This is a genomic window from Pseudoalteromonas luteoviolacea S2607 (assembly GCF_001625575.1).
Classification (GTDB): Bacteria; Pseudomonadota; Gammaproteobacteria; order Enterobacterales; family Alteromonadaceae; genus Pseudoalteromonas; species Pseudoalteromonas luteoviolacea_E.
This window is the reverse complement of the sequence record NZ_AUXV01000056.1, coordinates 498,178-510,790: the sequence shown is the minus strand read 5'-3', so window position 1 is coordinate 510,790 and position 12,613 is coordinate 498,178. Positions and strand designations below refer to the sequence as shown.

Genomic DNA, 12,613 nt, shown 5'->3' with positions numbered 1-12,613 from the left:
AACAGTGTTCTTTACATTGCGGATGCGAGTTGTGCGAGGAGTTTTAGATAACGCTTAATATCAAAAATTCAACTGGCTTGATTTCCTTTACCCTCACGCGGGGCGGAATAAATTTTAGAGGTTTTATGTTTAAAAAAATTTTAAAAGGTTTGGGTTTTACATTATTGGTAATAATAGGCCTGTTTACGTTTGCGTTAGCTTGGACAAGCTATAAAGCCGCATCATATGAAGAAACCGCTATCCCATACATGGACAAAGCCATCAAAGATATTTCTACTTGGCAAGTAGACACGGTGAGAAGTTATTTAGTTGTAAGTACAAATGACAGGGTCTCAGAATCTGATTTGCAAGCCTTAGTAAAAGGGCTATCAAAAATGGGGAGATTAATCGAGATTGGGGAGTTCCAGTTTATGAATGTCTCGAGTACCGCAATGGCTGGTGAAGCATCGGGCTCTTTTGTAACCTACAGAGTCCCTGCTAAGTATGAAAATGGGGATGGTTTGATAACTATAACGCTGCAAGAAGTTGATGATTCGTTTCAAGTCTATTCTTTTAATTTAAATTCTTTAGCGCTACTTAAGTAGTAAGTAAGGCTAGGTTTAAACAAAATAGCTGAGTTAATCGTGATCATATAACCAGAGATGCAGTGACTCTTCTTAGAATCTCGGGAATAGTTTCTATAAAAGTTAGAAATATTAGCAGCTGTCAGACTTTTACGATGGGGCGCGGGATGCCCATGTATTTGGGCCTTTTACAATTGTAAACTTACATTATTAGGAGGCTAGACTCAGTGAATAGAACGCCTTTGCTCGCAATAAAGATGACGGCCTATTTTTAGTGGTGTGTATGGAAAAAAATATTTCAGATATGTTATTTCGTTCTTTGGGCACGCATGCACTTAAAGCGATGTCTTTGTCACAGCAAGGAATTCGCTTTGTTGTTGCCCCATGGGACGATCTTAAAAATGAAGCCACTGCAGCTTTTGAAAATGTAGATATCATTTACATAGAAAGCGACGGCTTAGATTTAATGACAAACTTTAACCTTCCTTGGGACATCATCCGCTTTGATTCGAACAAAAGATCAGCTTCGCTTTGGGAGTTTGGTTTATGCTGTGATGAAATCAAGTTGGGCTTCACCGCCTCAATGCCAAAAATAACTTTTCAGTAACGTCAAACAGGGTCTAAAACAAGCTTTAGTTTCGATGCTGTTGCCAGCTTTTTTATCGTAAAAGGCACAACCTTTGATAACACTGCCAATTTATATACTCTATAGGTAAATCTCTAATAAACTTTTGAGTTCGTTTCGATATTTGAAATATTGCACGTGTTCCAGTAGGTTATGGGTAGCTATGATGATTTCATGTACCTGAAGATATTCAGTGTGATTATTCATCAATATTAATAGAGTTTGTATGCACGTAATCTCAGTGTGTCGGTAATCTTATTTGATAAGTTTGAGGGAACAAGTATGAAGTATGCTTTGCCATTTTTATTTTTAACAGTGGCTCCTGTTGTGTCAGCAACGACTTTAAAGCCGGGCCATTTCTTAAAATGGAATAGCGATCATACGGTGCGAGCAATTCGTCCAGTATACCCTGTAACGCAAAAGGATGCCCATAGATTTAAGACTTACAAGGTGAGTGTTAAAGAGGCAAAACCATCTAGTGTATGTTTCTACGCTTTTTTAAAACCCAGTGATGATTCAAATTTCGGGGCGCATTGTGTCCGATTCTCATATAGTGAATTGGGTGAAACACGCACTTTTTTCAATGCCTCAGGAGAACAAGTAGCGAATCGTGATGGAGTGTACATTGAAAAGTACCTATTAAAAGGTGACAAGTATCCACGTTTATTACAGTTTTTGAATGAAGATGGAAAGTTGACAGAAAACTCGTCAGGGGTTGCTGAATTCCATTTTAAAAGAGATGGGGCGGGCAGAAGAGTTAGTGAAGTCAGGCTTAACTTAAAAAAGCAAGTGGTGCACGAGCATAATGGATTTTATGAGGCCCGATTTGCGTTTGATAATAATGATTACGCCACGTACCGAAAAGGCTTTGATCGCAGCGGCGCTATAATGGAAGGGCCAAGCGGATATGCGACAGCTTACTTTTGGTTTGATGAGAATGGCACCTTTTCCAAAGAAGAATTCAGAGATTTAAATGATCGATTAGTTCTTGGGCCAAGTGGGTACTTTGCCAGAATCGAATACAAGGACATCGATGAATATGGAAATTGGCACAAGATCGCTCTATTTGATGAAAAAGAGCAGTTGGTCAGCAAGTATGCAGCTTATGCGGTCGCGAAATATAATCAGTTTAATCAAAGGCAATCAATTACATACTATGATGTAAACATGAATCGCGCTGAGAATAATCGTGGAGTAGCAAAGTACCAGTATATATATGATGCCCAGAAAAACTTCATTAAACGAGAAGGGTATTCACTCGCCAATAAGTTGGTGTCACAGTAGGTGCAATTAAAGAGGATTTGGTTGAGCGCTGCTTTGGCCACACTATTGAGTATCAAGCTTAAGACATGTGATATTAAAGCGTAGTTTAACAGTGTATGTACAAGGTGCTGTAGGCTAAGTTAAATTTTAAGAGTGCCTTGTAGTATCTACAACAAAAGCACGTACTTGGTAGGTTTTATCACTAGTATCACAATCATAACCTAGGACAGGCATGGAAGAAATTAGCCCTTTAAATTCAATTTTGGATAAAATAGCGATTTATCATCCACTTTATGGAGGTGGGTTAGCTACACACCTTCCTATGGTACTGACCGCATTAACAAAATTGAATGCACCGCATGAAAAGCTCTTAATTACATTTAAAAACAGCATTGGGGACTTGGAGCTAATAGAAAGCTTAGACGAGGTGCAAGCAGTTACAGGTGTTGAATGTGAATTAGGAAACCGTCAAAGCTATGCGCGATATTTAAAATACTATCAAGCAGAATTACTTGAGCATGGTGTCAGACAAGTACTTGAAAAGTCATTGCCGAGTTTGATTTCAGGCATTGCTGCGTCTGCTTTTCACGGGTTAATACGGCTAGCCTATGGCATTGAGGCACATAGCCAGAGCGAAGTTGCCATTGCGCTCGCTTATTGGAGTTCAGAGTATCAGGCGTTTGACCTAACAAATGAGACCACCGAAGAGGGTTACGAAGAAATACTAACTCGATTGTCGCCTTATGGTGCAGGCTTTGAGTTTTCGCCTGGCATTATAGTAGATAGGATGGATGAGATAGGTGGGTTGCTACGACGTCTCGAAGCCGTGATCCAACCCAGATCCATTAGGCTTTGCACACTACGCCAGTTTGCATTAAAAGCATTTTATTTACGTGAAGATTTTACGCTACTACATACTGTTACTGGCTGCCATGCTTTCTCAGTGATAGCCCCTTTTCTTGATGATGAGGAGTACGCTTTACGCTCGCTTTGGAAGGCCATCTTAGTCGCATATTTGAGCACCGGGCATGAATACAAGCGAAATGCAATTGAGGTACAACAACGTCAATGTTGTTTTGATTCAGTGATACAAGCAGCATTGGTGTCTGATGATTCGCATATTATTAAGCTAGTTTATAGCTGCCAGTGTGAGTATCAAAATAGTGGTGATGCTTTGTATTATCTCATTGCTCATAGAGCCGTATCTAAGTTGATCAGATAGAAAGCTGGAAAATTGTCTACGTATAGCTGCCGTAGAAATTTAAGTACAGGCATCGTAACATGCCAAACGGGTAATATATCGAATGATAATTACATAGCGAGATGAAAAAGGAAAAATTTTTTACAATAAAAGCGTAGCTTTGAGTAGAGGAGGTTCAATGTACAAGTATATTTTATTAGCTTTGGTTTTTCTAAGCGGTTGCACCGCAAGTTTGTGGGCTACAAATTACAAAGAAGAAAGTCTAAACGGCTTTTATGTCAAAAGTGACACTAAGGAGCTATTTGTCACCACAACGAAGACTGCTTACTTGTTAGGGATTGATGCGCAATTCGGTGAGGCGCTTGAGTTGTCGAGGGAGGTAGAGTTCATCCCTACATTTGAGGACTTTAGGTTAGATGAGAAAAATAACGTTGTAGGCAGCGTTACGCTTACAATGAAAGAAAAGAGCCCACCACATGAACTGGTCGTAAAATTGATATCTCTGGGCTTTGAACAGCAGCTTTCGTCTAATCAGCTAAAGCTTAAGCGTGAGCTAACGGGTAAGCGATATATTATTGAAGGAGAGCTGCCTCTCGAAAAGTTAGAAAAAGAGTACACAATTATGGTAGCGCAACCTCGGACTTTTAGTGAAACTGCAGGTAAAGTCATTGCAACCCCTGCCACTATCACAATAGATGCAGTTGTTACTGTTCCTGCTGTTTTTTTTGCCGCAGCGGTGATGGCGGCTGGCTCTCCTTAGAACGTACTATACAAATACTTGATATAAAAAGGCGTCCATTTTTATTGACGAATAAATAACAGTGCAGCACGAATAGGACGTTTATTATACGAAATTGGCAGTTTGCTGATGCGCGTTTAGGATGTTTTTTATCATTGTTGTGCAGGCTACTATTTATTGAATTTTAATATGGACTTTTATCTCACCTAAATGGTGGAAAATTAACTTTGAAATTTGCTTTATATTGATTATTATCCTGCACTTTTAAACCCTGCTTTATAATAAATTAGCGTTTATGAGGAATATATAATGAAGCTAATAGTTCTTTTGGCACTGTTTTTTGTAATAAGTCCCAATGCTTTGGCAGAAAGGTATGATATCAGAGGCGAAATCGATCAAATTAGATATCACGAGGCAACAAATACGCTTGCGCCCGCTTGGAAAAAGCATACATGGTTTACGCTAATACCTGATCCAAACCAGCCGAAGCCAAATTGTTATGTTCACGGTGGCGGTTATACAGTGACTATCCCAGATGGAAACAATACAGCAATGTCATTGGTACTCGCTGCAAAAATGGCAAAACAAAAAGTGACAGTTACTGTTGATGACTCAATCGTTTTTCCCAGCAACCTATATTGTAAGTTGCAGTACGTGACAATACTGTAGTTATTAATACCACAGAGCATAGCAGATGCTCTTTTTCAAAGTGTAATACTCGTTGTTAAAATAGTAATCACTATACCCTGATACAGTGCTCTGCTAGCTCTTTTGTTGTAATGTCATCGCGTGTTTGGTTCAGATGCGACCACACAGACAGATAATGTGGAAGTTGCCTTTCTGAATCATTGCATATGTCGGAGATAGCCTAAATACTCATTCTTCTTATGTAAAAAACAGTGAAAAGCCTATGAGAAAATCAGATAAAAAGCTTGAGAAAAGCATCGTTACAGCCTTAACAGAAGCATGCGAAGAGGCATTGAAACAATATGATGGCTTTCAATGGTTGACTCACATTGTAAACTATCAGCGATTTCCCGATAGTCTTTCGGTAATTTGCGTGTTCGATAATAAAGCGCACCTTCGATTGGCCATAAATGACGACAAAGGTGAGCAATTTAAGATACTCATTGAAGGCAAGCTGTCATCATGCAACATCAAAGTGAAAGGAATTAAAAAGCGTATTTTATTTGATACAGAAGAAGCTTGTAACAATGAACATGGTGGTAATTGGAATAAAAGGCTTGAGGAGTTCAAAAATGCGCGCCATGTATAAATAACGCGCTAAAAACCTTGGGCTCTATGTCTGAGTAAATGGCGGTTAGTTATGTTGTGCTCATAGAGTCACTTCATTAAGTTTTTGTTCAATTGAATAGTATTAAGCATGTTTAAGCGTTACATGTCTTCAGCCCTGATTAGAACCCTACAGACAACCAAATGCTCACAGTGTATAAAAGATTCACCCACCTTAGCCAAAGTTGGTAAAAAAGAATCGCGTAAATATCCATCGTCGCGTCAATTCTACATCGCGATAATTATCATTTCCTATTTTTAATGAGGCGCTTGTTTTGACTATAGTGCGCTGATTTTTAGTGACTTTTAGCCAATTTAAGAATAATTAAGTACAGTGTTGCATAAAAAGAGGAAGAGTAGCCTTCAGTACACGAGCGCTTTTATTTATATTTTACGTTTAATAATGAGTGGGTTAGCACACAGCTGACAATGGTAATCTGTCTTTAATACCTTTTCAGCTGTTGTTTATTTATGTAGTCTAGACGGGTTTTTATTTTTGGAGGTATTTCGCGATGAAGCGAATTCTTTTATGTGCTAGCTTAGGGCTAGCGGTCAGTGCGGGCGCATCAGCCAAAGAAGTAATGACCCCAGAAAAGCTCTGGCAAGTAAAGCGCGTAAGTGCGCTCGGTCTAAATAAAGAAAACACCCATGTAATTTATCGAGTTACGACGCCGAGTGTTGAGAAAAATAACTTTTCTAGCAAAGTGTACCAAGTGCCCTTAAAAGGCGGCTCGGCTCAGCTATTAGAGGCTTATCAAGGGTTGCTTCAAGATAGCAACGTTTCTCCTGATGGGAGTAAAAAATTGTTTCATGAATCAGTGCAAATGAATGCTATTTTAGCGTCTGATAAGCATGAGGATTTAAGCAATGCAAACGCCTATGTATTTGATGATCTGAATTATCGACACTGGGACACATGGAAAGATGGCAGTGTTAAACATGTTTTTTATCAAGATTTAAAAACGGAAGCCAAAGTCGATATCATGGAAGGTAAACCCTTCGATAGCCCGACTTCACCTTTTGGTGGCTCAGAGGATTATATTTGGGGGCCTAAAGGCGAAAATATCTATTACGTCTCTAAGAAATTAACGGGTGTTGATTATGTAAAGAGCACAAACACCGATATTTATCGTTATAATCTGGCTGATAAAAAAACAACTAACATAACTAAAAGTAATCTGGGTTATGACAAAAGCCCTGCATTTTCTCCTAAAGGAAAGCTTGCGTGGCTCCAGATGGATGAACCTGGGTATGAAGCCGATAAGAATGACATCATTGTTATGGCGAATAACACCAAAGTAAATTTGACTGAGCATTGGGATGGCACTGTTTATAGCTTTAAATGGAGCCACGATGGTAAGCACATCTACTTTGTGGCGCCGACAGGCGGCACCATTCAACTTTTCCAAGTTGCAGTAAACACGAGATCAAAGGCGAAACCTAAAATCAAGCAGCTGACGAAAGGGCAATTTGATGTCAACGGTATCGTTGCTGCACTTGATGGGCAGCTGATTGTTACTCGTAACAGCATGAATAAAGCGAAGGAAATCTTTAAGTTGAATCTTCGCAGCAAAAAGATGGTTGCGTTAACCAAGGTTAACGAGGCGTTTTATGCAAACTTGGATCTACCAAAAGTAGAAAAGCGCATGGTTGAGACGAAAGATGGTCAAAACATGCTGAGCTGGGTTATCTATCCGCCTAACTTTGACAAGCGCAAAAAGTACCCGACTTTGTTATACCTTCAGGGCGGACCGCAATCTTCGCTATCGCAATTTTACTCTTTCCGTTGGAACTTCCAAGTAATGGCATCGCAAGGTTATATTGTGGTCGCGCCAAACCGCAGAGGTATGCCGGGTCATGGCGTTAAGTGGAATGAGGACATCAGTAAGGACTGGGGTGGAAAGGCGATGCAAGACTACCTTGATGCAATTGATGATATTGCTAAGGAGTCATATGTCGATAAAAAGCGTATTGGCGCGATTGGCGCGAGCTTTGGTGGCTATTCAGCGTTTTATTTAGCTGGTAATCACGAAGGGCGTTTTAAAACCTTTATCTCACATTGTGGTATTTTCGATACGCGCAGCATGTATGGCACGACAGAAGAGGTATTCTTTGTTAACCATGATTTAGGTGGTGCGTACTGGGAGAAAGACAATGTAGCTGCAAGCAAAGCTTACTCTGAGTTTAATCCAGTGAACTTTGTTGATAAATGGGACTCACCTATGTTTGTTATCCACGGTGGTAAAGACTATCGTGTACCGCTAGGGCAGGGGATTCAGGCGTTCCAAGCAGCTAAACTACGTGGACTCAAAAGCCGTTTCTTATACTTCCCAGAAGAAAACCACTGGGTACTGACGCCACAAAACGGCATTGTTTGGCAACGTGAGTTCTTTAAATGGTTAGATGAGACACTGTAACTAATTATAGTGACTCACATTGCAAATTATAGTGACTCACATTGCAAAATTTAAAAATGCCAGCTTGTAGCTGGCATTTTTTCTTTTCAAGGTTACTTTTGAGACAGCATGATAAAGGCAGGCACGATTTTACTGAACACAGTTTTATTGCGGGCTCTTTGTTGTAGACCTTATGAAGTTGGGGAGTTAATTGTTTAGAATCGGGCAAAAATGTAGAATTAATTTTAGAAACACATACCCCCGGAGTCCATGAGTTTATTACTGCCGCACCTTTTAGGTCTGATAATCTGGCAAGGGTGATGTTCTCATGTCTCTGAGGTATATTGAGGTCCGCTAATTGGCGCTGAACAATGGACATCATAATACCCTGCAGCATGAGCGCCTTGGGTCAGATAACTGTTTCGCCGTCCCAAAAAGCTAGATTCCAAATCGTACCTTCACTTAAATGGCCAGCGTTATTCATAAACACCGCATCGTCAAACCCTCGTTTAATTGCTTGGTGTAAATAGTAAGTTTTACCAATTTCGCCCACGTGTTTAATCTCTGCCAAGGGCCGCTCATGATTGATAACAGACAAGGTAAGTGGGCCTGAAGGGCCTTGTTCTGGAGCCGAACTTTTAGTCAACACGGAGGGAGTAATATTCATGCTGGATGCCGTGAATTCACCATTGGGTGAGAACATCGTTATTGTGAGTGATTGATCCTTTGGCCCTTGTTCAATGGCTGAGCGAATGTAATTCTGGACGGTGTCATTGGCAAGTGCATATCCGTAGAGCTTTTGAGATGCTTGCTTGAGTCTTTCCAAGTGTAAATCTAGCCCTTTTATTTGCTTATTTCGAATTTGTATCGAGGTGAAGTGTGCAAACCCTCCAAACGCCAAGTTTGATGTTTCTGAATCAGCGATTGGTTGTCCGTTTAAACGTAAGTGAGTATGAGAGGTTGGAGTGTTCATATAATTGCTTCCCAGTTGAAATCTGTACCTTATGTAACTAGCATAAGCCCTGACAGCGCTGTGAGGGTCAATAGGGAAATATGAAAATAGGTGAATTATCCATTAAATCGGGCGTGAGTATTCGAATGCTACGCTACTATGAAGAAAGGGGGTTGCTGACGCCAAAACGAACAGCTTCAGGTTATCGAGATTATGATGAAGAAGAGCTCCGCACTTTAGAGCGAATAAAATTACTCGCAAGCGCAGGCATGAACTTAAATACCATTCTCGTATTCTTACCTTGCATAAGAGGCGACCAGCACGTATTTGAACCTTGTGATGAACTTATCGACCTGCTGCATGACCAAATTAAAATGGTCAATGAAGAAGTCGCCAAATTATCTCACAGCAAAACGGTCTTAGAGCACTTCTTATATGACATAGAAAATACGAAATAAGCGAATCACTCAAACTCGATTTGAGTTCACCGTTTATTTGCTCAGTGTTATCATTATTGTTTTTCATAGCAAATATCAGAAAAGGAGCAAAATTGAGTTCAGTAGACTTGTTTGTGAAAGGTAACTATTTTAAAGCGCAAATCACGTATATTGAGCCTACATTAGAGACTGCGTTCGTAGATTTTGGGGCAGATAGGCATGGGTTTTTACCTCTAAAAGATATCGAAGGGTATGATAGAAACGTGCATAAAGTTGGCACGGAGCTAATCATTAGCATTGAAAAGCCAGAATACAAATCAAAAGGTGCAGCTGTAAAAGCGCATAAAGTGGCGCCTGATGGGGTTACTGTTCACAAGTTAGTCAGCCCAAAAACACACAGCTCGAATGGCGCAGGGGTGTTCTTGGCCTTAACATTAATTGTTGCGGCTGGTATATTGTACCTAATAATGTGACTTGTAAATTTGAACACATTGTCTCAGGTTACCAAAGGTGCATGATTGACAGTGTTCGATGCCACTTAGGAATAAATATACTATGAAGTTATTTGTGAGTTTATTTTCTATCAGCTTATTGACAGCCTGTAACACTAATACCTTTTTGGATGTCAGTGAGTTTGAAGTAGACGTTGAAAAATACCTGTCTTGCAGCTCTGCAAAAAAGGCATATGCAGCTGCGCTTGACGACAATGGCGTTTGGGGTAGTGGGTTTAGTTACGGCTTTCCAACTCAGCAGCTTGCAAATAAAAGAGCACTTGAAGAGTGTGAAACGCAACGAAGCAAACATAACATACAAGCTGAGTGTGTTGTTTATTTTGAAGGGAATACGCCAGTACGAGAGTTTTAATTGCGAACCAAGACAATAGAAAGTGCGAAAAATTAGGCCATTAACTTTTTTAAAAGTACGGGATGCTGAATTAAGTTAATGGTCATAAGACAGCTCTAGTTCAATGATCTCTTGGTTGACTTCAATTACTTGCTCTAAGAGCATATGTTGACCTTTGACGTCTGATAGTTTCCATGCGAACGGTTTAAGCGGGCGTATTTGTTTTATAAGCTCACCTTCCAGATTGTACATAGATAGGTACCTTGAGGTTTGGTCATAGCTATAAAACTTGTTCTGAGATAGCACTAAGCTTTTACCATTTAAAGCGGACATGTATTCGGGAGCTTGAGAGTCAATTGGTAGAGAAACTCGAAACACTTTGCCGTTTAAGTGACTAAAATATAGAGTGTGGCTCGTAGACCATGTATTGATAACCCCCTCAATTGGGAGAGGGGTGAATTGCAATGTCTTTAAATCTAGAGCCCACAAAGCGCGCGCGTTTGCCGCTGTTGCAGTGACCAGTAAGCTCGAATTTTGGTGCCAGCCAGCAACTTTCTCCAACAGAACGGGAGCATTGAAGCTTTGTGTGTTTCCTTCTAAATCGATTAATTTGAGTAACCCATTACTCACCACGGCGATTTGCTTGCCATCAGGAGACCAAGTAAGTTGCTCAATACGGCTATTATTCGCAAAGTCACTTAACTGTGTTGCCTGCGCGCCATCCCATAGCCAGACTTCATCATTACCACTTCTTTCTGAGATAAAAGCAATCAGGTCGCCGAAGGGCTGAAATTTTGCAGATTTTTCGGCGCTTTTTGTGCGTGCAAAGCTTTTGTATGGCTGTACACTCTGATTGATCCCAGATTGTATTGGGGTGCTGCGTTGTGTATAAATTGGCACATTGGCAATATCAGTGTCTTTGTACCCAGTAATCGCAATGACTTGAGCATTTGTAGGGTGCTTTTGGACACTTATGATGTTTTTCTGCAGGGGTTTATATTCGCTTAGTTCACCGTCCATACTCAAGTGATACAAAGTGCCGTCACTCACGGCCAATAAGGCACCTCCCTCATTTGAATAACGAATTTCAAACTGTGTTAGAGGAAGAATAGTCTTTTTAAGAGTAACGATATTTTGCTGCAAAACTCTACCTTGCTCATTCAGTATGCTCAACACATGCTCAGAATCAGGATTAAAACCAATGACTGCATATTGCGACTGAACAGGAGAATAGTCATAGCCATAAATGGAAAGAGCCGAGGGCGCGAACAAAACGTCACTTTGTTGATTTAGTGCGTTGTAAATAAATAACCCTGAGTTGCCTTGTTCGGTTTTCAAAAAAGCATATTGGTGGTTTGGCAGTGCAATTGGACGCGTAATCGACTGATTTTGGCATTGATAACGCAGCGCAGAGGGTTGTGGAGAGCTTAACGATTCTGCAAAATCTAGGCTGTTGATCTGCCAACAGTTTGCGCTTTGGGGCTCAAATTCTATTGCCTTTTGGTCACAGTTTTGTTGCTGTGTAAAAATGACACTTCGACCATCAAAAGTAAATCGAGTGTCTCTATAAAACCCTGCTTGCTTACTCAGTCTGGACTCAGTCCCTGTTTTTAAATTTTTGGCCCAAATATGGCTGTAACACGATTGGGTTTGACGGTTAAATACAATGTACTGTCCATTTGGGCTGTATGAGACATCACTTTCAAATGAATCAGTATGAGTTATTGTTTTTATCGATTTTATTTTTGGTTCTAAGGGGGGGGTGAAAACAGCGAAAAATAGCCCGAATGAAATGAGCACAACCACAAGAGCTGGCCATTTCCAGATCCCTTTTAATTTTTGTGGAACCCTACTAACTGCACTTTGCTCGGTTTGTGCTTGTTGCCATTGCACATTAACCATGAGCCTGTAGCCAATTTTAGGGTGAGTCGCGATAAGGCATGGCGCTTTGGCGTTGTCACCAAGTACCTTGCGTAGTCTTGCTATACATCGTTGTAGGGCGTTGGGTACCACTTCGGAGCCTTGCCAAACCTGATCCATAATCTGTTGGTGACTGACGACTTGCTGAGCGTTTTGTGCGAGCAAAAGTAAGACTTGAAGCACCTTGGGCTCTACTTTTATGCTACCCGCTTTACCCGTTACCTCTGAAAGAGACATATCTATTAGGTAACCATCGATGATAAAACGCTGAGGTAAGGTCATATATTAACAATTACAGGCCTGAATAAGCATGAGTATATGGATATGTTCAGCTGATGTCGAGCCTAAGTCAACATTCTAACTCATTGTTAATTATAGATA

General features: G+C 40.4%; 13 protein-coding genes. 11 read left to right on the top strand and 2 right to left on the bottom strand.

What is annotated here, in order from left to right; genetic code table 11:
* Nucleotides 1-125 precede the first annotated feature (125 nt).
* The 8 genes from N480_RS19325 (at nucleotide 126) to N480_RS19290 (ending at nucleotide 8,101) form a co-directional block, all read left to right on the top strand.
* On the top strand, nucleotides 126-584 hold the full coding sequence (locus tag N480_RS19325) for a hypothetical protein (RefSeq protein ID WP_063374067.1): 459 nt from the start codon (nucleotides 126-128) through the stop codon (nucleotides 582-584).
* Nucleotides 585-846: 262 nt separating this feature from the next.
* Nucleotides 847-1,170, top strand: a complete 324-nt coding sequence (locus tag N480_RS19320; RefSeq protein ID WP_063374066.1) for a hypothetical protein — start codon at nucleotides 847-849, stop codon at nucleotides 1,168-1,170.
* Nucleotides 1,171-1,470: 300 nt separating this feature from the next.
* Nucleotides 1,471-2,472 (top strand): hypothetical protein, encoded by a 1,002-nt coding sequence (locus N480_RS19315; protein WP_063374065.1) that lies wholly within the window; start codon nucleotides 1,471-1,473, stop codon nucleotides 2,470-2,472.
* Nucleotides 2,473-2,683: 211 nt separating this feature from the next.
* Nucleotides 2,684-3,673 (top strand): questin oxidase family protein, encoded by a 990-nt coding sequence (locus tag N480_RS19310; RefSeq protein ID WP_063374064.1) that lies wholly within the window; start codon nucleotides 2,684-2,686, stop codon nucleotides 3,671-3,673.
* A 157-nt stretch (nucleotides 3,674-3,830) separates the two neighbouring features.
* Nucleotides 3,831-4,412 (top strand): hypothetical protein, encoded by a 582-nt coding sequence (locus N480_RS19305; RefSeq protein WP_063374063.1) that lies wholly within the window; start codon nucleotides 3,831-3,833, stop codon nucleotides 4,410-4,412.
* Between the two features lie 288 nt (nucleotides 4,413-4,700).
* A complete protein-coding gene (locus N480_RS19300) occupies nucleotides 4,701-5,060 on the top strand; it encodes a hypothetical protein (protein WP_063374062.1) in 360 nt (119 codons plus the stop codon).
* Between the two features lie 241 nt (nucleotides 5,061-5,301).
* Complete coding sequence (locus tag N480_RS19295; protein WP_063374061.1) at nucleotides 5,302-5,667, top strand: hypothetical protein; 366 nt, start codon at nucleotides 5,302-5,304, stop codon at nucleotides 5,665-5,667.
* 529 nt (nucleotides 5,668-6,196) lie between these two features.
* Nucleotides 6,197-8,101, top strand: coding sequence for a S9 family peptidase (locus N480_RS19290; protein WP_063374060.1), 1,905 nt, complete (start codon nucleotides 6,197-6,199; stop codon nucleotides 8,099-8,101).
* A gap of 388 nt (nucleotides 8,102-8,489) precedes the next feature.
* Here the strand turns inward: N480_RS19290 and N480_RS25835 are convergent, their stop codons facing one another.
* On the bottom strand, nucleotides 8,490-9,053 hold the full coding sequence (locus tag N480_RS25835; protein WP_063374058.1) for an aminotransferase class IV: 564 nt from the start codon (nucleotides 9,051-9,053) through the stop codon (nucleotides 8,490-8,492).
* A gap of 80 nt (nucleotides 9,054-9,133) precedes the next feature.
* Here N480_RS25835 and N480_RS19275 point away from each other — a divergent pair, with 80 nt between their 5' ends.
* From N480_RS19275 to N480_RS19265, 3 genes are all read left to right on the top strand, one after another.
* Nucleotides 9,134-9,490, top strand: a complete 357-nt coding sequence (locus N480_RS19275) for a MerR family transcriptional regulator (protein ID WP_063374057.1) — start codon at nucleotides 9,134-9,136, stop codon at nucleotides 9,488-9,490.
* Between the two features lie 92 nt (nucleotides 9,491-9,582).
* Entirely contained in the window at nucleotides 9,583-9,942 is a 360-nt protein-coding gene (locus N480_RS25970; protein WP_063374056.1) for a S1 RNA-binding domain-containing protein, read from the top strand.
* 82 nt (nucleotides 9,943-10,024) lie between these two features.
* On the top strand, nucleotides 10,025-10,333 hold the full coding sequence (locus N480_RS19265) for a hypothetical protein (RefSeq protein ID WP_063374055.1): 309 nt from the start codon (nucleotides 10,025-10,027) through the stop codon (nucleotides 10,331-10,333).
* A 75-nt stretch (nucleotides 10,334-10,408) separates the two neighbouring features.
* On the opposite strand, the gene N480_RS19260 is transcribed toward N480_RS19265, so the two are convergent.
* Nucleotides 10,409-12,514 carry a winged helix-turn-helix domain-containing protein gene (locus N480_RS19260; protein WP_063374054.1) on the bottom strand — a complete coding sequence of 702 codons (2,106 nt, stop codon included), beginning with the start codon at nucleotides 12,512-12,514 and terminating at the stop codon, nucleotides 10,409-10,411.
* Nucleotides 12,515-12,613: the final 99 nt, after the last annotated feature.

What these genes read in the sequence shown, in the direction of transcription:
- N480_RS25835 (WP_063374058.1), bottom strand. Translation starts at nt 9,053, where the DNA reads ATGAACACTCCAACCTCTCATACTCACTTACGTTTAAACGGACAACCA.
- N480_RS19290 (WP_063374060.1), top strand. Translation starts at nt 6,197, where the DNA reads ATGAAGCGAATTCTTTTATGTGCTAGCTTAGGGCTAGCGGTCAGTGCG.
- N480_RS19300 (WP_063374062.1), top strand. Translation starts at nt 4,701, where the DNA reads ATGAAGCTAATAGTTCTTTTGGCACTGTTTTTTGTAATAAGTCCCAAT.
- N480_RS19305 (WP_063374063.1), top strand. Translation starts at nt 3,831, where the DNA reads ATGTACAAGTATATTTTATTAGCTTTGGTTTTTCTAAGCGGTTGCACC.
- N480_RS19325 (WP_063374067.1), top strand. Translation starts at nt 126, where the DNA reads ATGTTTAAAAAAATTTTAAAAGGTTTGGGTTTTACATTATTGGTAATA.
- N480_RS19260 (WP_063374054.1), bottom strand. Translation starts at nt 12,514, where the DNA reads ATGACCTTACCTCAGCGTTTTATCATCGATGGTTACCTAATAGATATG.
- N480_RS19315 (WP_063374065.1), top strand. Translation starts at nt 1,471, where the DNA reads ATGAAGTATGCTTTGCCATTTTTATTTTTAACAGTGGCTCCTGTTGTG.
- N480_RS19310 (WP_063374064.1), top strand. Translation starts at nt 2,684, where the DNA reads ATGGAAGAAATTAGCCCTTTAAATTCAATTTTGGATAAAATAGCGATT.
- N480_RS19265 (WP_063374055.1), top strand. Translation starts at nt 10,025, where the DNA reads ATGAAGTTATTTGTGAGTTTATTTTCTATCAGCTTATTGACAGCCTGT.
- N480_RS19295 (WP_063374061.1), top strand. Translation starts at nt 5,302, where the DNA reads ATGAGAAAATCAGATAAAAAGCTTGAGAAAAGCATCGTTACAGCCTTA.
- N480_RS19320 (WP_063374066.1), top strand. Translation starts at nt 847, where the DNA reads ATGGAAAAAAATATTTCAGATATGTTATTTCGTTCTTTGGGCACGCAT.
- N480_RS19275 (WP_063374057.1), top strand. Translation starts at nt 9,134, where the DNA reads ATGAAAATAGGTGAATTATCCATTAAATCGGGCGTGAGTATTCGAATG.